We start from the raw sequence: 24,115 nt of genomic DNA, 5'->3' as shown, positions 1-24,115 counted from the left end.
TTACAACTTGACGACATGTCTGCAACCAACCTGCGAAGGAGCGTGAGATATCAGTTACCGCAGATGAAATATTCCGCAGTTAATGGCGGATACGAGTACCTTTGGCTCATATTGCCATACCATTTCTTTACGACGGGCTTGATGCTGCTCTAATACGGATTCTTTTTTATCCTCTTCCTCTTTCTGTTCCTTGATTAGGTCATCGTAGTAGTGGTCTATGACCTCTAGTTCCTCGCGTAATCGTTCCTTCGCCTGCTCAGCCCAATCATAATCTTGCTGTCGGAGCTGTTCGGTGAGATAGTTTTCAAGCGAGGTGGAAGCCTCAGGGACAGATAGCAGTGCTGGCTGTACATGCATATTGCCTGCCAGTAGTGGGCTGAGCTGCCGAGTTTCGAGCATAGCGCCAAAATTGGTTACAATAATGCCGCTTTTGAGTGAAATCCCTAGCCACTGAAGTTCCTCACGCTTCAGATCGCAGGCAAACTCAATCTTGTAGCAGACGCTGAGCCAAGCTTCATAGACTACAGGAGAACGGGCAGACAATTGACGGGCATCAGGCTGCTCGAACAAATAAACATATTTTCCTCCATCCCGAGCGGCTTCAAAAATTTGATGCAGCCGACGGCTTCCGTATCGAAGCTCCTCCTGCATAATGCGACCAGGCCCTAATTGCGGTAACGTCGGTACATGACCGAAGTAACGCCCCATGACCTGATCTTGTGCTGCGTTGCCAGCTACAGGAGCTGGTGGCGTCTGATCCGCTAAACGTTCCTGCTCTGTCCGATAGGCTTCCCCATCAAAGATGAATGTGAAGGACATCGTCTGCGCTGGAACGCCAGTACGGTCTACGTATCCCCAATAGTAGGGACGATTTGTCAAGGCTTTATCTGCCTCCGGAGACAGCTTGACAGTTACATGGTGGGGAGACCTCTCAATGATGCTGCACCCGGTAGCTTCCAGATAGGTGTGGACAAAACGCTGGACTTGCTGTGCATTCATAGTCAAGGCTAGCGACCTCCTTTCACACTGCGCCGAGCTTTGGTTGGAGAAGCTGCATCACCTGCTAAGCCTAACAAATCCTCGGTGACACTTGAGCTTACTCCTGCTAGCCGTCCCTTAGGCTGCTTTGTTCCAGTTGACTTATCGGTTGCTACATTTGGAGTGACTGACGGGTCTGTGCGGATTTGTTCTATTTCTTGTTTGATGGAATCCAGCGAGTGGCCTAACTTCTGCATTTTTCTGCGAATTTCATCATCACTGCTGGACTCAAGCATGATTTTATATAAACTTTTTTCAATGGATTCTTTTTTCTCGAACTTTTCCAGAATAACGTCCAATCCGCCAATGACCATTTCGAACATATTAATCTTTTCATGCAGCAGGTGCAGGATATGCTCCTCAATCGTTCCGGTAGTGGACAGGTTGAAGATATTCACATCATGCTTCTGTCCAAGTCGATGCACCCGTCCAATCCGCTGTTCCACGCGCATGGGGTTCCACGGTAAATCGAAGTTAATCATGTGGTGACAAAATTGCAGGTTAATACCTTCACCACCTGCTTCAGTGGCAATCATAACCTGAATGCGACCACGGAACAGATCCATCATCCAATCCTTGCGGCCTCGGTTCATACCCCCTCGGTAAGGAACAGCAGACAGTCCGCGATCACGGAAATAGTTTAGCAAATACTCCTGTGTGGCCCGATATTCTGTAAAAATAATCACTTTTTCGTTCATCTTCCGGATAAGCTCAAGCGCTTTTTCAGCTTTGGAATTGGCCTTGATCGCTTTAATGTGTGCGACCAAGTCCCAGACACGATCACGTAGAGGAGAGTCTGGAGCCATCTTTTTGGACAAATTGACCAGCGTGACGAACACAGCGTCCCGGCTACTGCACACTTCCCGTTGAAGGGTAACGAGAGACAGCATGCTGCTTAAATTTCCGCCATTCGCTTGATATTGCTCTTTGACAAAAGAGGTCACCCCATCGTACAGCGCTTGCTCTTCTGGCGAGAGCTCCAAGTGAATGTTGGAAACATTTCGTTTAGTGAATTGAACTGGCCCTTCTCCACGACGATTGCGGATCATGACTTTAGACAGCTCATCCTTGAGCTGATCTTCATTTTTGGGCAGACGCTTATCTACAACAAAGTTTGCTGAAAAATCGCCTTGTCTTCCTAATTGACCGGGCTTGAGTAACGTGATCAGATTAAACAGCTCAGATAGATCGTTCTGTACAGGTGTAGCTGTCAGGAGCAAACAATATTTTTTACGCAACTTCATAATGAACTGGTAGTTGGATGTTTTTTTATTCTTCAGCTTATGAGCCTCGTCAATAATGAGCAGGTCATAATCGGTATCTAGCAGGATGTTACTATGTGGCTCTCTTTTGGCCGTATCCATAGAGGCTACGACGACCTCGGAAGACCAAGAATACGCTTTTTTCTGGGCGACTGCGGGAATGCCGAATTTGCTATTCAGCTCACGCACCCATTGCAGGACCAAAGAAGCGGGTACAAGAATAAGCACTTTGGAAGCCAGCCCGCGAACCAGATATTCCTTAAGGATCATTCCAGCTTCAATTGTTTTGCCTAGGCCGACTTCATCGGCAAGAATGGCACGTCCAGACATCTCAAACAGTACCTTCCGAGCGGTATCGAGTTGATGGGGCAGAGGAGTGAGGTCTTGCAAATGCTGAAGACATTGAAGCTCATCAAAGCTCGGCACCAGCTTGGCCTTTTCCGCCTCGATGGCCAGCTGATACAGATCCCAATCTCCCCAGGGGCCTCCCTTGTGCAGGCGTTGGTCCAGCTCGTCCTGCCAGCTGCGGTCAAATTGTACCGGAACAGGCAATGGTGCTTGGTTTTGTGTGTGCTGGGAACTTGTCGGTTTGGCTTTCATGATGATTCCCTCCCTCCTGGTAGTAGCACAGTTGAAGCTATCGGCTCTGTCACATATATGGCATCTATTTTGCACAGATCGTAGATGTAGTATGGACGGAAAAAGATATCTTCATAACAGGAGGGATGAAATCCTTTAGTTGCCTTCCATTAACTTTTGGAGTTTACTTTCCGTAGAAGTTTGCCCATTAGGGGTGTAAATGCTGCAACGGAGATCGACACTGCCTTGTACCTGAAGGGAAGTCAGGTCAAATAACATTTTGCCAGCCTTGGCATGACGAAATTCAATGAGCACTTCGGGAGCGGAGCTTACCTCACTCTGATTCCAAAGCTCGTTAAACTCTGGGTAGGCCTCGCTCATATTTTGTATAAATTGAGCATACCAGGGGTCTGTCACGTATTGCCCGTAATAAGCGCGAAAAATGGCAAGAAACCCCTTTACAAAGTGCTCCCAATTCACGGCCAGACTTTTAAACTCCTTTTTGGTAAATAGCAGTTCGATCATATTGCGTTGCTTATGTGGTAGCTCGGCAAAATCCATAAAAACATGAGCAGCAGCTTCGTTCCAGCCGACAATATGGCAGCGCCGATCTGAAATAATAGCAGGACAGTAGTGCAACTCTTGTACGATCTTTTGCAGAGATGGAGATATGATCGCCTGCTCTGCAGGAGCAGGAAGGTTATGAGACCCGGCTTCCAGCGCTAAATCGTACAAATATTTACGCTCATCTGTGTTCAACTGCAAGGCAGCAGCAATAGCATCCAACACGGAGGCGGATACTTTAATATCCCGACCCTGCTCCAGCCAGGTATACCAGGTTGTACTGACACCTGCTAGTTGAGCGACTTCTTCTCTGCGCAAACCTGGTGTTCTGCGACGTGACCCTGGGGGAAGACCAACCATATGCGGGTGTAGGCGGGCCCTTTTTGTTTTCAGAAAAACAGATAGTGCTTCCAGACGTGCTTCCGTTTTCATAGGTATTTTCTCTCCATTCAATGAGTGTATCTGAGGTAATTAAATCAGGCGCTTACTATAGTAGTGTTCATTATACCAGGATAAACAAACACTTGTAATAGGATAAGACGGGGGTAAAATGAGGATTATAAGTAAGCCATCGAGCAGGAGGAATGAATAGCTTATGCAAAGAGTAGTGATAACAGGTATGGGTGTCGTTTCGCCATTGGGCAATGAAGTAGACACGCTATGGAACAATTTGCTGGAGGGCCATTCAGGTATACGTAAAATTAATTCATTTGATGTGTCCGATTTAAAAGCACAAATTGCTGGACTGGTACAGGATTTTGATGCAGAAAAACAGTGGGGGCGTAAGGATGCCAGACGAATGGATCGATTTACTCAGTTTGCATTATATGCGGCAGAGCAAGCGCTCAAGGATTCTGGCCTGGAACTAGATCGCACTGATCTGGAGCGTGTAGGTGTATATGTGGGATCAGGAGTCGGCGGTTTGGATACGTTGGTAGACAATGTGGACGTGCTGCTACATCGTGGTCCAGGCAGAGTTAGCCCGACGCTGGTACCTATGATGATCTCGAATATGGCTGCTGCCCAAATTAGTATCGCGTTTGGAGCAATGGGTCCTACGCTTTCACCTGTAACGGCTTGTTCAATTGGGAACACTGCAATTGGAGAGGCATTTCGAACCATTCGTACAGGAGATGCGGATGTCATTTTTGCCGGTGGAGCTGAAGCGGCGGTGTCTCGATTGGCTTTGGCAAGTTTCGCTAATGCAACTGCCTTGTCGACACGTAACGAGGAGCCTTCCACAGCAAGTCGGCCGTTTGACAAGAATCGGGACGGTTTTGTCATGAGCGAAGGAGCAGGCATCTTGGTGCTGGAGTCGCTGGAGCACGCTACCCGGCGTGGTGCAGAAATCTATGGTGAGGTCATCGGTTATGGAGCGAGTTCGGATGCCTATCATATGGTTGCACCGCATCCTGAAGGAACCGGAGCTTATCTAGCAATGAAAGCGGCCCTTCATTCGGCTCGAATCTCCCCTGAAGAAGTGGACGTGATCAGTGCTCACGCAACGAGTACGGCTGTAGGGGATATCGCTGAAACCTTGGCGATTCACAAGCTGTTTGGTGACTATGCCTATCAGATTCCGGTAACCGCGAATAAGTCCATGCTAGGTCATATGCTAGGAGCCGCAGGCGGTGTCGAAGCGATTGCGCTTGTTCAAAGCCTTCGAGAAGGTATCATTCCGCCAACGATGCATCTGGACAATCCAGACCCTGTTTGTGATCTGGATTATGTGCCTCACGAAGCGCGCAAGGCTTCGCTAAATATTGGGTTATCTAATTCTTTCGGCTTCGGTGGTCATAATGCGGTCATTGTGCTGAAACGCTATGAGTCATAATATGTAATGAGTATTGAAGCCTCAGATGCTATATCCGGCTGGATCTAGCATCTGAGGCTATTTTAATTTAGGCATCATAGATTTAATTTAAATAATAGATAGAGTAAGATGGAGGAAAACATTTGGAGGGATGAAGCCATGATTATCATCAGGAACATAGAGCCAGCAGACGCTGAAGCGTATTGGAGTTTAAGACTGGAAGCCCTAAAAATGAATCCCGAAGCTTTTGGAACCTCCTATGAGGAAGCTGTACAAGTTTCGTTATTTGATATAGTGAAGCAAATACAAAATAAGAGAGATCATTACATACTTGGTGCATTTACAAAGGATCATCAGCTGGCTGGCATGACCGGGTTTAGAAGAGAACACAAAATTAAGACACGGCATAAAGGAACGATTTGGGGAGTGTATGTACCACCGATTTACCGAGGCCAGGGGATCGCTAAGAAACTTTTATTGGAAGTTATCAGTCGAGGTAGAAAAGTGGAAGGATTGAAACAAATCAATTTGAGTGTGGTGGCTGCCAATCAAGCAGCTGTTGAGCTTTATAGAAAATTGGGATTCAAAACTTATGGTATTGAAAAGAACGCTTTGGAATATCACGGTCAGGGATATGATGAGGAACTCCTGGCTTATTTTTATTAAGGGTGAAAGGTTTTGAAAAAATGAAAATCGATCGATTGCTTTCTATCGTCATTTTGCTGCTGAAAAGAAATAGAATACAAGCAAAGGAACTCGCTGATTTGTATGAGGTTTCAATTCGGACGATTTATAGAGATATTGAAGCGATTAGTCTGGCTGGTATCCCAGTAGTAACTTTTCAGGGAGCAGGTGGGGGGATTGGCCTGATGGAAGGATATCGTCTGGATCGCAGTATGCTGACGGATCATGATATCAAGGACATTGTGATGGGCCTACAGAGTTTGTCCTCGTCGTTGGGCGGTCCCAACGTATCCCGGTTACTTCATAAATTTGAAAGCATTATGCCAGAGTCTGAAAAAGAGCAATTTAGTGTCCGTACCACACAGTTTATCGTCGATCATTCGGGATGGGGAAATCAGTCTGTCCAGGAAGCTAAATTAATAAAGGTAAAAGAGGCAATGAGTCAAGCGCGTACGGTTGCTTTTATCTATCGAAATGCGGAAGGAACCCGAACGAAGCGGAATGTGGAACCACATACGCTTGTGCTGAAAGGGCAACAATGGTTTGTGTATGCGTATTGTCCCGACAGGGGGCAGTTTCGGTTGTTCAAGCTTTCTCGTATGAGTGAGCCTGTAGTTACAGAGACGGCTTTCACCCGCAGGGATCTTTCTGATGAAGTGCTGCCGTGGAATGAGGGACGGATGACGGCATCCAGAGATGTACAACCGTTTACGCTACAATTTAACCGCAACTCAAGACATCTGGGGGAGGACTGGTTTGGTGTGGAAGCATTGAACGAGCAGGAGGAAGGAATTTACACAGTTTCGGTCCCGTTTCCCGAGGATGCGTGGGTGTACGGGTTCATTTTAAGCCTCGGGCCGGATGTGGTTGTCAAAGAACCGGCTCATTTGCGAGACAAGATTCATAAGATGGCGTTGCGTATTGCGTCTAATTATGAAGAAGGCTAGGAATTATAGAGTAAATCTTAGATTAAAGTAAAACGAACCTGACTCATAGTTGTCAGGTTTGTTTCGTTATACTGGTGGCATACCAGATATGAGTTAGCGAAAGGGGATTTACGAGAATGGATAAAGCTTGTCAAAGCTGCGGGATGCCGCTGGAGCATGAGGATCAATATGGAACAGATGCACAACATCATAAAACAGATGAGTATTGCAAGTATTGTTACAAAGAAGGTGCGTTTGTACAGCCTGAATTGACGATGGAGGAAATGATTCAGCAGTGTGTGCCGTTTCTGGTAGAAGAGGGAATGCAGGCAGAAGAAGCGACTTTGATGCTGCGTAATTACCTACCGAATTTGAAGAGGTGGCGGTCTTCAGAGAATACAGAGCTTCAATTTGATGGACCCATTCGGGAGGAGTACCGAGGTGAAATCCATTTAATTGGTCTAAAAGCACGTACCAATAATCAGAAGGAACAAACGCCCCACGGGATCATTCCAAGCATGTGGGAACGTTTTGTAGGTGAGAATGTGGCAGGTCGGATCAGGGGTCATGAAGGACTTGCTTCCGTCTATGGTTGCTATACTGACTATGAAAATGGAGCTCTGGGCGAGTATACATTTTTTATTGGAAAGGAAGCGGCTGAGGACTTCCAAACTCCTGACGAGCTTGAAGAACTTGTAATTCCGGCTGCACGCTATGCTATTTTTCAGGCAACCCATGAACCTTCTTCTGTCTTCCGTGTATGGCAGACAATTTGGGCATGGGCTGCCACGGGACAAGGGGAGCGGACCTACACAGGTGATTTTGAAGTATATGGCAATCCAGATGAACCCGTTTTGATTTATATTGCAATTAAGTGATGATCTACAGTGATAGAAGAGAACCGCCTAGGCCGTTATTGAGGCCCAGGCGGTTTTTCGTTGATCCAAACCATATGGGTTTACTATCAAGTTGAACGTCGAGTCACCGCCCAAAAAATGAGAGCTAGAGCACTGACACCAGCCCCCAATAGACAAACTCCATTCCACCCAGCATAGGTATACATGTGAGTGGAGGTAATGGCTCCAGTGGCGCTACCGATGGAATAAAATATCATGTAGCCTGCGGTAAGTCGGCTCCGTGCTTCAGGGCGAACGTTAAAAATCAAGCTCTGGTTTGTGACATGTACAGCCTGTACGGCCAAGTCCAAAAGAATGACACCAAGAGTTAAAGCGAATAGAGAATGCTCGGTGTAGCCTATAGGTAGCCAGGACAGCAGCAATACAACTAGTGCGATACCTGTCGTTCGTTGTCCCAAGCCTTGATCGGCAAGCCGTCCTGCTTGTGCTGCTGCTAATGCTCCGGCGACTCCAGCCAAGCCGAAGGCCCCAATTGCAGTGTGTGAAAGAGAAAATGGGGGGGCACTGAGAGGTAATACAAGCGAAGTCCACAGTATGCTGAACGCTGTGAAAATGAGCAGCGCAAGGACAGCACGAATACGCAGAATTCGTTCTTGGACGAACAGTGTGATAACCGAGCGAAGTAGCTGCGCATAGGAAAGTGTGGCGCTTGTGGGTTCGTTCTTGGGGAGCACTCGCAATAGAGCCACAGCCATAAACAGCGTAAGTACAGCAGAAATAAGGTAAACTGAACGCCAGCCTGCCAGATCAGTTAATACACCAGCAACGGTTCGTGCGAGTAAAATGCCGATAACGACTCCGCTGGTTACCAGCCCTACGACCTGCCCGCGTTCAGTCGGATTAGCCAAGGTCGAGGCGAATGCCACGAGTGTTTGAGTCACGACAGCCAGCAGTCCAACCATTGCCATTCCCATAAGCAGTATTGTACGGGTAGGGGCAAAGCTAACCAGGATTAATGCCAGCACAGATAGCAGCATTTGTCCTGTAATCAATCGCCGTCTGTTCAAGAGATCGCCAAGCGGGACGAGCAGCAGCAGTCCTAACGCATAACAAATTTGCGTGACGGTAATAACGATACCGACTGATGAGTGTGTAATGCCAAACTCGTGCGCCAGCGCATCCAGTAATGGCTGTGCATAGTAAATGTTAGCGACAGCCAGCCCGCAGGCTATAGCAAACAAGAGTGCCACAGACCGGGACAGAACCGGAACGGGGGCTATTTCGGCAGTGTTTGCTATCGTTTGATGGGAGAGGGGGAGAGCGTTTTCTTCTGACGTCTTCATTTTCACATACCACGTCGCTTTCTGTGATTTGCATACTGATCAGTATAATATACTGATTGGTATGTAATGATTTTAGGTCAATGTAACTCTCATCCATAAGATTTGTCAAGAGTTTAACCCGTATATATTTGACAGCCGCTTCTGGAGATCATACAATCTTAATATACTGAACGATACGAAAAGAAGGGGGAAAGTATGGTTCGACCACGAGAATTTGATGAAGATCAAGCGTTGGATGCAGCGATGCAAGTTTTTTGGGAAAAGGGTTTTGAGGCCACATCTTTAAGCGATTTAACCTCGCGTATGGGAATACAACGCCCCAGCATATATGCTGCCTTTGGGGATAAAAAGCAATTATTCGAAGCTGCGCTGCGTAAATATACGCAATCTCATGCAGCTTGTGTAAGGGCTAAACTGCAAAATAGTTCAGCTGTAAAAGAAGCATTTTACAATTTTTTTGGAGGAGTGGTGGCAGAAGAGTACGAGGAGGGGTCCAATAAGGGATGCTTTTGCATCAATACAATGGTAGAACTAGCCCCTCATGATGAGAGGTTTGAAATTTTAACCAGAGAACATCAGATGTATCTCTCTGCTGTCTTTCAGGAGACCCTCGAACGTGGTATTCAATCTGAGGAGCTTGAGGTGACTATAGATGCACGAGCTTTGGCACACACGTTGGTCTCTTTGCTAATCGGGATAACCGTGATGATGAAGTCACGCCCAGAGCGTTCTTTTGTGGATCATGCGGTTGCGACCGCACTTATGTTGCTGGATGGAAAATAACTTAGGACTGGAGAACACCTGGATGCCACACATAAAAGCTATTCAAACGCCGCTTGGCGAATTGCATGGACGGGATGCGGTCTATTTGGATCAGGTTCATATGAATTATGCGAAGAAAGAGCTGGTTTTGAAGGGAGAAATTAATGGGGGGTTGGCGTCAGAAGCAGTAGACGATTTTGTACCCTATGAGCTTATATTTACAGGAATCTACTATTTTAATATGATTAAACTGGATGTGGCTTTAGACATGCCTGAGCAGAAGTATACGCAAGGTAGCAGTTTTGATGAGCTTACAGATACGCCATTATTAGCTACAATAGCTAGTGCACGGGGGAAGAATCTAAAACACTTTCTGTTGAAAACCTATGACGATGTTTTAGAAATCGCTTGTAGAGACTATAAGATGATTATATAACAAAGCTGGTTTTTAGAAGAGAAGGAGGACCAATGGATACCCAAATTGAACGATTTAACGTGATCATACGTGTGGTGCAAGGGGATATTACCTGTTGTAAGGCGGATATTATTGTCAACGCTGCAAATACAAGCTTGCTGGGTGGCGGTGGTGTAGATGGTGCAATTCATAGAGCTGGCGGTCCGGCTATATTGGAAGATTGTGTCCGAATCAGAAACAAGCAAGGGGGATGTCCGGTAGGAGGCGCAGTTTATACGACGGCTGGCAAGCTGGAAGCCCAATATGTTGTTCATACTGTCGGCCCTGTGTGGAATGGTGGAGACCATCAGGAAGAAGAGCTATTGGCGACATGCTACCGTCATACACTGCAATTAGCTTTAGAATTGAATGCACGCAGCATTGCTTTTCCCAATATCAGCACAGGCATCTACCGATTCCCGAAAGAAAAGGCGGCCGAGATTGCTATACAGGAAGTGACACGTTTTGTACAGGAACATGTTGGGTTGAATGAGATTATTTTTGTTTGTTTTGATGCGGAAAATGCTCAGTTATATAGCCGTAAGCTACAGTCACCTATAGGTTAAATTTTTAGTATACATACTTAAGCTCCTCATTTAACTTAATCCAACGAATGAATTGATGTAAGAGTGCTCAACTGGAGGTGTGTTATGCTGGTTAAGCTGATAAATAAGATTCCGCGGGATTGGCTTGTATTCATGTATAAGCATACGCCGTTCACTCGATTGAAAAATGCATTGGTGTACCGGGCACAACATAAATTTTTAGTTGCTGTGCTGGACATTTTCACGAACGATGCCGGGGAAGTGCTGCTATTAAAGCACGTATACCGGAAGCAACCGTGGGGAATTCCCGGCGGCTGGCTGGAGCTAGAGCAGCCGGAAACCGCCTTACGGCGCGAAGTCCGGGAAGAAACTGGGCTGGAGGTAGAGATCACCTCATTGGCGCAAGCCCAGTTTGGCCAGTTGCCGAACCGCGTGGATCTTATTTTTAAATGCCACCACACCAGAAAAAGCTTATTCAGAAGCTGCTGAAGTAAATGTTCACCCCATGCTCATGTTCAGTTCATGCGATGGAAAATCGGTTTACAGGCGTTTCAGGAATACGCTGATGCGTTCCAGAGCCGTTTCCAGCTGTTCACGCGATGACGCATACGAGCAGCGGATAAAACCTTCGCCGCCTGGGCCGAATGCGGAACCCGGGACCGTTATAACTCCTTGTTCTTCCAACAGTCGTTTGGCAAACTGTTCTGAGCTTAACCCTGTGTGCATAATGGAGGGAAAAGCATAGAAGGCACCGCCCGGTTCATGACATGGAAGTCCTGTCTGACAGAGGGCAGCAACGAACCATTTTCTACGTTGATTGTAGGACTCCATCATACGATCTTTTTCCTCCAGCCCGTTGCGCAGGGATTCAATAGCGGCAATTTGCCCGATAATAGGCGCGCACATGGCTGTATATTGATGGATTTTCAGCATGGCTGAAATCAACTCTTTCGGACCGCATACATAGCCGACCCTCCACCCTGTCATGGCAAATGCTTTGGAAAAGCCGCTGATGAGCAGGGTGCGTTCTTTCATTCCTGGCAGAGAAGCGAAACTTACATGCTGCTGTCCATAGGTCAATTCAGCATAAATTTCGTCCGATATGACGATCAGATTATGCTCCTCAACCAGACGGGCAATGGGTAGCCAATCCTCATAGGTCATCACCCCGCCAGTCGGGTTGTTCGGATAACAGAGAATAAGCACTTTGGATCGTGGAGTCAGCTTGGATTTGAGCGCCTCAGCTGTCAGCTTAAACTGCTGGTCAGCAGACGTTTCAACCGTTACGGTATGTCCTCCGTTCAAAAACGTAATAGGCGAATACGAAATATAACAGGGAGCTGGTATGAGTATTTCATCGTGTGTTGTGATGAGGGCGCGTAGCGCCAAATCCAACGCTTCACTACTGCCAACAGTGACCATGATTTCATCTGCCGGGTTATAGGATGTGCTGAAGCTGCTCTCCAGATATCCGGCAATTTCCTCACGAAGCTCAGGGAGACCTGCATTGGGTGTGTATGAGGTTTTACCATTTTCCAGTGCTGTGATACAGGCCTTTCTCACATGTTGAGGAGTTACAAAATCCGGTTCACCAACACCAAGCGATACGATATCTTTTCTGCCTGCACTATATTCAAAAAACCGACGGATACCTGAAGGCGGCATTTCCCGTACAGCCGGAGTCAAAAAATCAGTTATAGATACTGCTGTCGATACATTTGTCATGTTGATTCCTCCTTATTGAAAAACAAAAAAACCCGCCCCTGTAAAAGGGACGAGTTTATACCCGTGTTACCACCCTAGTTTCATTCCATAGGAAATGACACTCTGTTCACGTATCCATCAATACGTGTTCCGGTTAACGCTGGAAAGGCGGCAGAGCTTACTTCAGGTTCAGCCCGCTTCTCAGAGATGGCGTTCAGCTACCCTCGGAATGTTGGCTTTCACCTGCCCCAACTCTCTGCAAATCCGCTGTATAGCTTACTCGTTCTCGTCATTGAAATTTGTTGCCGTATCAATTTAGGTGTAATTATAAGCACAACATTTCAGAATGGCAAGTCTTTTTTTATAAATTGTAAAGACAGGGGCATCATCATTGACGACTGGAAGATAACGTATATAGTGGTATCAAGGGGAATTGTACCCCAAAATTCACTGTGTTAAGACTATATTGGCTAGAGAGGGATGGTATCCATATGAACGTATTTGAAGACTTTAACGACAAGGTTTTGCCTCAAGGATGGGGCTGGATCAACGAACCGACTGTATGGAGCTTCGATGAATTCAAGGCTTTACAAGTATCTGCACCTTCACAGGCAGATTTTTTTAGAGATCCGTCCGGCGCCGTTATCAAATCGTCCGCTCCTTTTTTGCATACCACCCTTCAAGGAGATTTTACAATATGGACGAGGGTTCGTGTCGATATGAAGCAGCCCTATGACTCAGGATGCTTGATGGTGATGGCTGATGATACTCATTGGGCAAAAGTGTGCTTTGAATACTTTGAGAATACCCCCTCGATCCTAAGTGTGGTTACACGGGATACATCCGATGATTGTATATCGGGGGCGATGGATGCTTCTAATCCGTATTTGCGAGTAACACGAGCTGGAAATTGCTTTGCCTTTCACTATTCATCGGATGGTCACCATTGGAAACTGGCCAGATATTTTGGGATGAATGTTCCCAGCCAGCTAAAAGTTGGGGTTGTCGCACAATCTCCAGTAGGGGAGGGGTGTAATGTTACCTTTGACGCTTTGACAATAACAAACCATGTGTTCGAGGATATACGAAACGTGGAATAAATAAAAGCCCTCTCTATATATGAAAGCGCTATAAGAGAAAGTTAAAAAGACTTAAATACGTGTTTTTAGGCAGGAGGTAGATGGAAGTTTGCTGTTAAGAAGGAAGGGTTACAAGCTGCCTGGTTTGTTGGGGGTGATGCTTGTAGCTACATTGGGCTGTTTCGGACTCATTATGTATTTACAGTCCACAAGCGGGACGAGGATATATCAATTTCTGTACTGGGACATATTCCTGGCTTGGGTTCCGGTGTTTATTTCATTGTTAATGGTGGCTTTATCCAAATTACGAAATGCAAAAGTGAGAAATATTCTTTTATTTTTCGCCGCATGGGTATGGTTGTTCTTTCTGCCGAATGCTCTTTATCTAGTGACCGAGTTACTACATGCATTCCGTTTTTACGATGTGAACCCTGGTACGCGTTTTTGGTTGAACACTCAATTTTGGCTAATCTTATTTACGTTCTTTTCAGCCGCTGGAATTGGTCTTTTTCTTACATCTCTTTGTGTATTAATGATCCACCGTATGTTGAGGAAGATTTGTTCAGAGTGGCTCGCATGGGTTGTAGTCTTTGTGATGTTGTGGTTGGCCAGCATAGGTGTATATATAGGCAGATTTGCACGCTGGAATAGTTGGGATGTGTTGCTGCAACCGCTGGTGCTTTTTGCGGATCTTTGGAGCTGGGCAGTAAATGCAGGGGAGAAGCTTCATTTACTGTCTTTTAGCTGGCTGGTGTTTGGGATGGCGGTCATCTTTTATCTATTTATCTATATCTCTTTACGTGAGGATTAGGATTGAGGCCGAGGACCTGTATTCAATGAATACAGACTTCGGCCTTTTTATCTGTGACGAGTTAGGAGTTGGAGTTATCTTCTTCGTGTACATCATAAAGCACGCGCACAAGCAAATCTTGGCTGAAATTTCCGAATCTTTTACCAAAAATAGTGAGCCCTCCTTTGTTTTGCGATTGATCGGATACGGATAAACGCAGTGTAATATCGCTTTTGTAATCAAGTCCGATATCGTCTATTGTGACTTCTGATATACGACACCCGTCAATGAAGCTTCCATGTTGATTGATGCGAATTAACTTCAGCATGCCGTACTGATTCAAGTGTGGAGGCCACCAGTCGGGATTGAGGACCCCCGGAACAGCTCCAAAATCGCCTGGGCTCGTCCAGTGACCGATGGCAATACCATTTACATGAAAACAAATATCAGACGGATAGTCCTCACAATAACACGGTGCTTCTGACCCCAGCTCCGCGGAAAATTGAATTTCGGTAAAGGATTGATTCGCTTTCAAGTAGTTAGGAATGCGGTATTCCAGAAAACCTTCTGCCATCCAGATCATTTCAGAGTCCAGTCGCGCGGGATCTGCAAAATAGCGTGGGTCATCAAAATCGCCGATAATGCTGTCTTTGGTCACTAATCCACAAGTAGGAACTGCCTGGTAGTTACTATAATGACCGATGCGAATTTCTACCTCATACACATTTTTTTGTTCTCTGCTGCGCAGATCTACCATTAGCTTTTCCTTATTTAAATAACACATTTTTCGGGTCCCGTGTTTACCGCTTACGGTATTGATTTCCACAAGTCCGCATTCTTCCAGTTTGCGAATATGCATCGTAATGGTGCCGTTACTTAAATTCAGCTTGCTCGCAATATCATTCATACTTTGTCCTTGAACAGCAAGTAATTCAAGAATTTGAATGCGGATTTCCGAGCCCAATGCTTTGAAAATATCTAACCCTGACATTAAGTCCTTAATATAAATCATAGCTATAGCCCATCCTTATCTATAAAAAGTGTGATGTAAGCGTTTATATTTTTACTTTGATTTATGTTAAAATAAAATCATAAAGAAGTAAACTGCTTTTCTGTAAATTTTTTTTACTAAAAGAAGAAGAGAGGAAATCGCGTTCTAAAATAAAGCATTTTTTATAAAAAAATCGTATTTAAGTTTTTTTAATTAGATTTTATTAATAAAAATACTTAAATGCGATTTAATTTTACTTTTTAAGTTACTCCAATCTATGTTTTATAATTATTTAAAAAGATTGAAAAATGCATTGACGAACCGTAGAATGGCGTGCTATATTTTATTTGTAAACGAATTCATTATTGATAAAGGTAAATGTTAATTATACGGTACATGAGAGGGATGATAATCACAGCGGCAATCAACAACGGGTTGTGTACCGCACAGTTAAAGATCAGGCCGAGTGGTATGAAGTTAATTTAACACTTAATGTATGCGGTTTCATTTTAATTTTAGGAGGGGTCGCGTTGACAAAGAAAAAAGGTTTTGCGCTAACAATGGTTGTTCTGTTGTTAATGGTTGCTGCACTGGCAGGCTGTAGTGGAGGAAGTTCCAGTAGCGATGGAAGCAAGGAATTGACTTTCATGTTCCGTGGAGGAACGGATGAGCAGAAGGCTTATAAGGATGTTATCAAAAAATTTGAAGAAGAACATCCTGGTGTGAAGGTTAAAATGGTTGTGACGGCAGCAGATCAATATGCTACAAAGCTTAGAGCTGCAATTACAGGTAATAATCTTCCAGATATCTTTTATTTTGCCCCTGGGGATTTGAAAGCTTATGTTAACAGTGGGGTGTTGAAGGATCTAACACCTTATATTGATAAGAGCAAGGATATAAATCTGGATAACATCTGGAAATACGGTGTAGATTTGTATCGCTATGACGGTAAAATGGCCGGTCAGGGAAATATTTACGGTATGCCGAAGGACTTGGGTCCATTCGCTTTGGGTTATAACAAAACCATGTTTGAAAAAGCAGGTGTTCCATTGCCTGACAAAGACAAGCCATATACATGGGATGAGTTCATTAAGGTTAACCAAGAGCTGACCAAAGATACCAACGGTGACGGCAAGCCAGATCAATACGGAACAGGCTTTAACGTTCAGTGGGCATTGCAAGCCTTTGTATGGAGTAATGGTGCTGATTGGCTGGATGAGAGCAAAACCAAAGTAACAATTGATGATCCGAAATTTGCGGAAGCGCTTCAGTTCTTTGCTGATATGCAAAACAAATATAAAATTACACCTGGTATTGAACAATCACAAACATTGGACACATATCAACGCTGGATGAAGGGCGAAATGGCTTTCTTCCCAGTAGGTCCTTGGGATATGAGTACATTTGAAAAACTGCCATTCGAATATGATTTGTTGCCTTTCCCAACTGGATCGACTGGCAAACCGGCAACATGGATTGGTTCTCTGGGTATCGGTGTTTCCTCTAAAACAAAATACCCGGATGAAGCTGTAGAACTGGTTAACTATCTGACTACTTCCAAAGAAGGCATGAAGCAACTCGTAGATGCCAAGGTACAAATTCCGAATCTGCTGGATATGGCTGATGAATGGGCCAAAGACACGAAAACAAAGCCTAACAACAAACAGGAATTTATTGATATCGTAAATGACTATGGACGCTCATTACCAGGTAACTATACGTATAACGCAGAATGGTACGATATTTTCTTCACAGATATTCAACCTGTGCTGGATGGCAAAATTACGGCAGCAGATTATGTGAAACAAGAACAACCGAAGATGCAGAAACTGCTGGATAAAGCGGTGGAGCAAGAGAAAAAATCACAGAAATAATGCGTAAATAGAGGAAAAAAGGATGATGTTAGTGGCTGAATATCATGCTGCTAACATCATCTTCATTCCAAATCAGAAACAGAGGTGAGCCCTGTGATAACCAAATCTAATCTCTACCGCAAAGAGAAGATATATGGATACTTATTTATTCTTCCGCCTATTCTCGGTCTGCTAATCTTTACGTTGTTCCCGTTTGTCTATTCGTTATACGGCTCTTTTACAGATTGGGACGGATTAGGACAAATGAACTTTATTGGGTTCGACAATTTTAAGGATTTATTTAGCGATGAACTCTTTTACAAATCGATGTACAATACTCTTTTTTTAATGTTGGGTATTCCAATCGGTCTTGTACTAGCTTTACTGCTGGCACTGGGGTTGAATCGCAAGATTCCAGGTACGACGACATTTCGTGTGATTTATTATATTCCGGTCATTTCTTCGTTGGCTGCTGTTTCTATTATGTGGAACTGGGCTTACAACGGAGATTATGGTTTGGTGAACCAATTCCTTGAACTGTTCGGTATTAAAGGACCTAACTGGCTGATGGATAAGGATACAGTCAAACCGGCCTTGATTCTCATGACTGTATGGAAAGGTCTCGGATATACAATGTTGCTGTATCTGGCTGCACTGCAAAGTGTATCTCGCTCTTATTATGAAGCAGCAGAGCTGGACGGGGCTAGCGGATTCCAAATGTTCCGCAATATTACATGGCCAATGGTGAAACCAGTAACCTTTTTCCTGGTCGTTACCAACATTATTGGTGGTTCGCAAATCTTTACTGAAATGAACATTATGACACCTACAGGGGGTCCGGAATATTCATCCGCCTCAATTGTCTTCTATATTTGGGATAAGGCATTTAAAAACCTGCAAATGGGATATGCCTCCGCGATGGCTATGATTCTCGGCATCTTCATTTTTATCGTAACTTTGATTCAATTTAAAATGAATGAAAAATCATCCTTTGATGGGGATTGATTTTCGCGGAAAGGAGTGAGGCTGATTATGTCCCATAGTCAAAAAACGAAAGTTACCAATATCATTATCTTTATTGTACTGGCGCTTGGAGCGATTGCGATGATCGCGCCGTTGCTTTGGATGTTGTCCACTTCGGTAAAAGAAAAGCAGGATGTCTTTGCACTTCCACCAGTATGGATACCAGAGGTGTTTCAGTTCGGTAAGTACAAGGAAATTTGGGAAGCAGGTCCTCTGTTAAGCGGGATCAAGAACAGCGTGATTGTGGCTGTAAGTGTCACGGTTGTGGGTACCTTCACATCTAGTGTGGCCGCTTTTGCATTCGCAAAGCTGAGATTCCCTCATAAAAATAAACTGTTTTTGGCACTCATCGCATCCATGATGATTCCTTACCCAACAGTTATGATTCCACAGTTTATGATGTTCTCCAAACTTGGCTGGATAGATACGCTGTTGCCTCTGATCGTTCCCGGCTTGTTCGGTAATGTAGTTATGATCTTTTTCCTGCGGCAGTATTTGCTGAGTGTACCAGATGCTATTATCGAAGCTGCTAAAATTGACGGAAGCTCTTATTTCCGACTTTATTCGTCGATTACGTTCCCACTCATTAAGCCGGCAGTTGCGGCACAGCTGATCTTATGGTTTATGGGGATTTGGAACGATTACTTGGCACCGATTATTTACTTGAACTCACCAGAAACGCAGACATTGCAGCTGGTTATCGCGAATTTTAATGCGACTTACGCCATTCAGACAGACTATCCGCTTATTATGGCAGCTTCCATTATAGCCTTGTTACCTGTGTTGATTATATTCCTAATCTTCCAGAAACAAATTATTGAGTCGGTTGCCATTTCAGGTGTCAAGGGTTAATTGACACTCGCACTTGGACGATTTGGATGAATGATGGAACGCAGTCACCATATGTATTGAGCAAAGGAAGGAGGAGAATAACAGTTATGGTTATGCTGCTAATGCTGGGCCTATCCGGCTGTGGGGATAACACTCCGGACCCTGTATATCCGCAGGCTCCGCCTCCTGATCACTTGTATGATCAAAGCACGATAGACGATGAACAGCGCTGGACTATTAACAATGCTCATGACCCAGCAATTATCAAAACAGATCAGGGATATTATGTCTATTCGACGGATGTAAAGACAGGTGGAGAACTGAGGCCGGGTGTCATGGTGCGCAAATCGACCGACCTGATTCACTGGAACTGGGTTCAATATGCTTTACCTGGCATTCCAAAGGAAGCGGGGGCATGGTCATCAGCAACGAATCTGTGGGCCCCGGACGTCATAAAGATGGGCGATACCTATCGAATGTATTATTCTGCCTCTACATTTGGCAGCACACGATCAGCCATTGGGTTACAGACATCCCATTCCCCAGAAGGTCCTTGGAAGGATGAGGGACTGGTTGTTAAAACGGATGAGCATGACAAGCTGAATGCAATTGATGCTAATCCGGTATTGGATGCTGATGGTAATCCATGGATGGTGTACGGATCTTTTTTCGGCGGGATTTATATTACACCGCTTGATCCGCAGACTGGAAAGCTCAAAGAATCTGGTTATGGTAAAAATATCGCTGCCAGAGATCGGGCAACCGAGGACGGGGCTGTGGAAGGTCCGTACATTGTGTACAATCCTGTGTTCCGTAAATACTACTTGTTCGTCTCGTATGATTCTTTGTTCGAGGACTACAATGTTCGCGTAGCCCGCTCGGATTCCATCACAGGCCCGTACGTAGATATGAATGGACATGATATGGCAGATACCAGTTATTTTCCTCAATATGAGATTGGGACCAAGGTACTGGGCGGTTATCGTTTCAGTGAAGGAGAAGGCTGGGTTGCGCCAGGTCATAATTCCGTGCTGAAGGACGGAGACGATTACTATATTGTTCATCATGCGCGGGGAGAAACGGATAAGAGCTGGCCTTACTTGCATGTGCGCAAAATATTGTGGACGGCTGATGGCTGGCCTATCGTATCGCCGGAGCGGTATGCGGGCGAAAAGGAGCAGGATATACCCAAAAGATTATTATCCGGCAACTGGGAGCGCATCGTGATCAGGCAAGAAGTAGACGGTCAGGTGGAAGCTGAACCGCTTCGTCTGGAAGATGGAGGGCGGGCAACCAGTGGTTCTCTGGAAGGTCACTGGAGTTTTGATGGCAGACGTACTCTAACAATGAATTGGAGAAATTCGTCCGAAGAGTCAAAGGAGGAATTGCTATTGCTTCCTTCATGGGACTGGGAGCTTGGTCGCCATACTCTAATTTTTACGGGTATGAATGAAAAAGGAATTTCCATCTGGGGAAAACGTATCAGCGATTAATCCTATGAACTACATATTACACATAGAGGAGAGAAAAACCATGAATCAAACTGTATCCTTTAATAATCCGGTCATTGAGCAACGTGCAGACCCTTGGATTTACAAGCATAGTGATGGGTACTATTATTTTACCGGATCTGTGCCAGAGTATGACCGCATTGAGGTTCGGCGGGCACGTACTATTCAAGGTTTGAATACAGCAGAGCCAGTGGCAGTGTGGCATAAATATGAAACGGGTCCGTTAAGCGCGAACATTTGGGCACCGGAAATTCATTATATTAACGACAAATGGTACATTTATTTTGCAGCAGCTCGTACCACAGAAACGAAGGAAGGTCTGTTCGACCATCGGATGTTCGTGCTGGAAAATGATTCAGCTAATCCTCTGGAAGGCGAATGGGTGGAAAAGGGACAGATCAAAACTCGCTGGGAGACGTTTGCTCTCGATGCGACAACCTTCCAGCACAATGGCGTTCTATATTATGTATGGGCTCAGAAAGACCCGGACATCGTAGGCAACTCCAATCTGTATATTTCAGAAATGAGCAATCCGTGGACGCTGCGCGGTGAGCAGGTTATGATCTCTACACCAGAATATGACTGGGAAGTCATCGGTTTTAAGGTGAATGAAGGTGCAGCGGTTCTGAAACGGAACGGCCGAATTTTTATCAGCTATTCAGCTAGTGCTACGGACCACAATTATTGCATGGGCCTGCTAACGGCAGACGAGAATGCAAACTTACTTGACCCGAAATCGTGGGCAAAGTCTCCTGCGCCGGTATTCTGCACGAATGAGGAGACAGGTCAATTCGGACCTGGTCACAACAGTTTTACTGTTGCTGAGGATGGTAGTGACGTTATCGTATATCACGCCCGCAATTACAAGGAAATTACAGGTGACCCGCTGTATGATCCGAATCGTCATACACGTGTTCAGCCGTTGAACTGGAATGAGGATGGAACACCTAATTTTGGTATTCCAGTGCCAGATGGCGTTTCCGTTAATAACTAAGCAGAATATATGCTAGACGATTGACGTGTCACACAGCGACGCTATAACTTTATAAAACATCGCAGGAAAATGATTTTGCTGCGTCTAACAATAGCAATGAGATATCTTCGGCCTTAGGCTGGAAGGTATCTTTTTGCTTTTGGGAGGGAGAGACGTCTCGGAAACTATGGGAACTTTAAATCAGGTTATGTGAAGCCTAGAACATGTCAAGCGATTAATTGATACAAATGTTTAATATTTTCCACGAGATGGAAGCTACAAATGTATGGTAAAGTGTAGGGTATACAAGATATTTTCCAAAGTCTCCTGTGCATACCGAATCCGAATCACACGAGGTGAGAAAAATGTTACAATCGTTAAAAGCCATTGCTAATTACAGGAAAGAAAGTGATCTGGCCTGGGATACACCGACTTGGCTAAAGCTGCTTGTTTCGGCTGAGGAGCGTATTGTAAATTTGGAGCGCATTCGATCCATAGGTGAGTTAAAGGATGCCAATCCTGTGCTGGACTACGTGGAGCGCACGTTGCTTATTTTGGACGGACTTCCATTGTCATTCTGGGTTAAAGAGCTACTAGAGGATGTATTGGTATGGTCTGAGACAGCCAAAGGAGGCACAGTCCGCGAACGGCTACGCTGGCAGCATGAGGGCATTAATTTATTTGTACATAATATTGGCTCCTCCCAACTGTATGTCAGACAGGCTCAAGCAGAGTCCCCTGCCTACCCGCGCAACAGCATGACCCGAATTTTGATTGAGACGCATGGATTGATCGGACAGTATATACGGGGAGAAATACCCTTTGCAGAAAATCGACTGCTGCTCGAAATCACTCGTAAGGGCTGGCTGAGCTCGGAGGAATTGGAGCTTGTATTACGAGCACTAAACGAATGCATTATCGCCGGTGTAGATCCTGCATTATGGGAACAAGTACGCGGTGAAGTGGAGCAGCTAATCGGCTGGATTGCCTGGGATAACGCACCTGTAGTCTGGAGTGTAAAGGAGCGACTGGAGAGATTGCGGTCGGTTTCGATTCATGAAGGTGAGCCGTTTGAGCAGGCTTACGCCGAGCTGGAGTGGGAGCTGAATGTAGAGAAGGCGCTGGCTCCGCTGGAGAATCGTACACTTTGGTATGTAGAATCAGCTTTGCAGGATTTTTCACTTCAAGAACTGGTTAAGGTATTTTTACTCACATTGAGGGATGGCACAGGGCAGGAACAGCCTGCAACGGTACGGCATATCAGTTTTGAATCACTTATGAATACGATGTATTATGACTATCGTGGTGTTAAGAAAATTAACGTATACAAAAAACGAATGATAGAAAAATATTTAAGCGCACTGTCTTGGCAGGATATCACAAAAGGAAAACGGAAGCATAATCCTCATTTGAGTGTAATCGTGGAGCATAAGGAGGAGCTGCCAAGTACCGTGTTTTTTAATTTTGTATTTTCATCAGCTGCTGAAAAATTGATCGACTTTTGTATTGAGGCAGAAAAGACGCCTCTGTATGACAAAGCAGTTCTGCTGCTGTTTGATCTGTTCGGATTACGGCGTGATGCTTATGATCGCTTTCACAATGAGGAGACGTACCTTACAGATATGAACCAGACCGCAGATTTCAAAAGGGTCATTCTGGATTACGTTACTGGAACCCGTATACTGGATATCGGACCCGGCGGGGGCGTACTGCTGGATCTGATCGAGCAGGAAAGACCAGACTCCAAGCCGTTGGGTCTTGATATTTCTGTGAATGTGATTGAGGCTCTTAAACGCAAAAAGCAATTGGAGCACCGTCGTTGGGATGTCATCAAAGGTGATGCGCTTCGACTGGAAGAATTTGTGGAAACGGAGAGCATGGACACGGTTATTTTCTCTTCGATTCTTCACGAGCTGTATTCCTACATCGAACGAGATGGAAAAAGGTTCAATTCACAAACAGTGGAGGCTGCTTTGCAAAGCGCCTATCGTGTACTTGCACCCGGCGGACGCATTATCATTCGTGACGGTATTATGACCGAACCAGTAGAGCAGCGCAGACGCATTCGATTTTTGGAGCCGGACGGAATGGAATGGCTGATGCGGTATGCGCAGGATTTTGCGGGTCGCCCCATTGAAATAGAGCGTATAGGTGAGCATGAGGCTGTTTTGCCGGTAAATGATGCAATGGAATTTCTATATACCTATACATGGGGAGCGGAAGCCTATGTGCATGAAGTGCAGGAGCAGTTTGGTTATTTTACTCCGTCACAGTATGAAGAATGTATTCGTAACACACTTGGTTCACAAGCGATTATCCGGGTGAGTCGCCACTATTTGCAGGAGGGCTATGCCGAAGCGTTGTCCAGTCGTGTTGAATTCATGGATGAGCAGGGACAGCTGGTTCCTTTGCCAGACAGTACCTGTCTGATCGTGATTGAGAAGCCAAATCATAGGGATGAAGCAACTAAATGATTTTAATTTGAACAAGAGAATGCCTTCTGAGGTGTGCCAAGCGCACTGGGAAGGCATTT

Annotated in this window: 22 protein-coding genes and 1 other annotated feature; of the genes, 16 read left to right on the top strand and 6 right to left on the bottom strand. The window is 45.2% G+C overall.

The annotated features are described in order from the left end of the window. Window positions 1–54: 54 nt before the first annotated feature. The 3 genes from C0638_RS23995 to C0638_RS23985 all read right to left on the bottom strand — a co-directional run bounded on the left by C0638_RS23995 (window position 55) and on the right by C0638_RS23985 (window position 3,875). On the bottom strand, window positions 55–1,005 hold the full coding sequence (locus tag C0638_RS23995; RefSeq protein WP_058711300.1) for a YqhG family protein: 951 nt from the start codon (window positions 1,003–1,005) through the stop codon (window positions 55–57). Window positions 1,006–1,007: 2 nt separating this feature from the next. Further along, complete coding sequence (locus C0638_RS23990; RefSeq protein ID WP_058711299.1) at window positions 1,008–2,900, bottom strand: DEAD/DEAH box helicase; 1,893 nt, start codon at window positions 2,898–2,900, stop codon at window positions 1,008–1,010. Between the two features lie 135 nt (window positions 2,901–3,035). Next, the gene (locus tag C0638_RS23985) at window positions 3,036–3,875 is read right to left on the bottom strand and encodes a helix-turn-helix transcriptional regulator (RefSeq protein WP_058711298.1); all 840 of its coding nucleotides are present in this window, start codon (window positions 3,873–3,875) and stop codon (window positions 3,036–3,038) included. 163 nt (window positions 3,876–4,038) lie between these two features. Here C0638_RS23985 and fabF point away from each other — a divergent pair, with 163 nt between their 5' ends. From fabF to C0638_RS23965, 4 genes are all read left to right on the top strand, one after another. Beyond that, entirely contained in the window at window positions 4,039–5,277 is a 1,239-nt protein-coding gene (gene fabF / locus C0638_RS23980) for a beta-ketoacyl-ACP synthase II (protein WP_013370534.1), read from the top strand. 138 nt (window positions 5,278–5,415) lie between these two features. Next, entirely contained in the window at window positions 5,416–5,922 is a 507-nt protein-coding gene (locus C0638_RS23975; protein ID WP_058711297.1) for a GNAT family N-acetyltransferase, read from the top strand. A 20-nt stretch (window positions 5,923–5,942) separates the two neighbouring features. Next, window positions 5,943–6,887, top strand: coding sequence for a helix-turn-helix transcriptional regulator (locus C0638_RS23970; protein WP_058711311.1), 945 nt, complete (start codon window positions 5,943–5,945; stop codon window positions 6,885–6,887). 116 nt (window positions 6,888–7,003) lie between these two features. After that, window positions 7,004–7,744 carry a zinc ribbon domain-containing protein gene (locus tag C0638_RS23965; protein WP_058711296.1) on the top strand — a complete coding sequence of 247 codons (741 nt, stop codon included), beginning with the start codon at window positions 7,004–7,006 and terminating at the stop codon, window positions 7,742–7,744. Window positions 7,745–7,830: 86 nt separating this feature from the next. Here C0638_RS23965 and C0638_RS23960 read toward each other — a convergent pair whose 3' ends face one another. Then, window positions 7,831–9,066 (bottom strand): MFS transporter, encoded by a 1,236-nt coding sequence (locus tag C0638_RS23960; RefSeq protein ID WP_058711310.1) that lies wholly within the window; start codon window positions 9,064–9,066, stop codon window positions 7,831–7,833. Window positions 9,067–9,261: 195 nt separating this feature from the next. Here C0638_RS23960 and C0638_RS23955 point away from each other — a divergent pair, with 195 nt between their 5' ends. From C0638_RS23955 to C0638_RS23940, 4 genes are all read left to right on the top strand, one after another. Then, the gene (locus C0638_RS23955; RefSeq protein WP_058711295.1) at window positions 9,262–9,849 is read left to right on the top strand and encodes a TetR/AcrR family transcriptional regulator; all 588 of its coding nucleotides are present in this window, start codon (window positions 9,262–9,264) and stop codon (window positions 9,847–9,849) included. Between the two features lie 22 nt (window positions 9,850–9,871). Continuing rightward, window positions 9,872–10,264, top strand: a complete 393-nt coding sequence (locus C0638_RS23950; protein WP_058711294.1) for a hypothetical protein — start codon at window positions 9,872–9,874, stop codon at window positions 10,262–10,264. Window positions 10,265–10,296: 32 nt separating this feature from the next. Beyond that, complete coding sequence (locus tag C0638_RS23945) at window positions 10,297–10,848, top strand: O-acetyl-ADP-ribose deacetylase (RefSeq protein WP_102163815.1); 552 nt, start codon at window positions 10,297–10,299, stop codon at window positions 10,846–10,848. Window positions 10,849–10,932: 84 nt separating this feature from the next. Further along, window positions 10,933–11,316: an NUDIX domain-containing protein gene (locus C0638_RS23940; protein ID WP_058711292.1), complete on the top strand. Its 384-nt coding sequence runs from the start codon at window positions 10,933–10,935 to the stop codon at window positions 11,314–11,316. 51 nt (window positions 11,317–11,367) lie between these two features. On the opposite strand, the gene C0638_RS23935 is transcribed toward C0638_RS23940, so the two are convergent. Further along, window positions 11,368–12,552, bottom strand: coding sequence for an aminotransferase class I/II-fold pyridoxal phosphate-dependent enzyme (locus C0638_RS23935; protein WP_058711291.1), 1,185 nt, complete (start codon window positions 12,550–12,552; stop codon window positions 11,368–11,370). A 42-nt stretch (window positions 12,553–12,594) separates the two neighbouring features. Next, window positions 12,595–12,833, bottom strand: a binding site (T-box leader). Window positions 12,834–13,022: 189 nt separating this feature from the next. Between C0638_RS23935 and C0638_RS23930 the strand changes: the two genes are divergently transcribed. Continuing rightward, window positions 13,023–13,631, top strand: a complete 609-nt coding sequence (locus C0638_RS23930) for a DUF1349 domain-containing protein (protein WP_058711290.1) — start codon at window positions 13,023–13,025, stop codon at window positions 13,629–13,631. 88 nt (window positions 13,632–13,719) lie between these two features. After that, complete coding sequence (locus C0638_RS23925) at window positions 13,720–14,421, top strand: DUF1361 domain-containing protein (RefSeq protein ID WP_040101631.1); 702 nt, start codon at window positions 13,720–13,722, stop codon at window positions 14,419–14,421. Window positions 14,422–14,482: 61 nt separating this feature from the next. Here C0638_RS23925 and C0638_RS23920 read toward each other — a convergent pair whose 3' ends face one another. After that, entirely contained in the window at window positions 14,483–15,412 is a 930-nt protein-coding gene (locus C0638_RS23920) for an ArsR/SmtB family transcription factor (RefSeq protein WP_013370546.1), read from the bottom strand. 509 nt (window positions 15,413–15,921) lie between these two features. Between C0638_RS23920 and C0638_RS23915 the strand changes: the two genes are divergently transcribed. The 6 genes from C0638_RS23915 to C0638_RS23890 all read left to right on the top strand — a co-directional run bounded on the left by C0638_RS23915 (window position 15,922) and on the right by C0638_RS23890 (window position 24,056). Beyond that, window positions 15,922–17,265 (top strand): ABC transporter substrate-binding protein, encoded by a 1,344-nt coding sequence (locus C0638_RS23915; RefSeq protein ID WP_013370547.1) that lies wholly within the window; start codon window positions 15,922–15,924, stop codon window positions 17,263–17,265. Between the two features lie 93 nt (window positions 17,266–17,358). Further along, entirely contained in the window at window positions 17,359–18,249 is an 891-nt protein-coding gene (locus C0638_RS23910; protein ID WP_013370548.1) for a carbohydrate ABC transporter permease, read from the top strand. A 27-nt stretch (window positions 18,250–18,276) separates the two neighbouring features. Continuing rightward, window positions 18,277–19,119 carry a carbohydrate ABC transporter permease gene (locus C0638_RS23905; protein ID WP_040101630.1) on the top strand — a complete coding sequence of 281 codons (843 nt, stop codon included), beginning with the start codon at window positions 18,277–18,279 and terminating at the stop codon, window positions 19,117–19,119. Between the two features lie 86 nt (window positions 19,120–19,205). Further along, entirely contained in the window at window positions 19,206–20,591 is a 1,386-nt protein-coding gene (locus C0638_RS23900; RefSeq protein WP_058712239.1) for an arabinan endo-1,5-alpha-L-arabinosidase, read from the top strand. 40 nt (window positions 20,592–20,631) lie between these two features. Next, window positions 20,632–21,603, top strand: coding sequence for a glycoside hydrolase family 43 protein (locus tag C0638_RS23895; protein WP_013370551.1), 972 nt, complete (start codon window positions 20,632–20,634; stop codon window positions 21,601–21,603). 344 nt (window positions 21,604–21,947) lie between these two features. Beyond that, window positions 21,948–24,056, top strand: a complete 2,109-nt coding sequence (locus C0638_RS23890) for a class I SAM-dependent methyltransferase (RefSeq protein ID WP_058712238.1) — start codon at window positions 21,948–21,950, stop codon at window positions 24,054–24,056. Window positions 24,057–24,115 lie beyond the last annotated feature (59 nt).

The sequence above is a fragment of the Paenibacillus sp. lzh-N1 genome, from assembly GCF_002872435.1.
Classification (GTDB): domain Bacteria; phylum Bacillota; class Bacilli; order Paenibacillales; family Paenibacillaceae; genus Paenibacillus; species Paenibacillus polymyxa_C.
The sequence above is the reverse complement of the archived record's forward strand: the minus strand, read 5'-3'. Positions and strand labels throughout refer to the sequence as shown.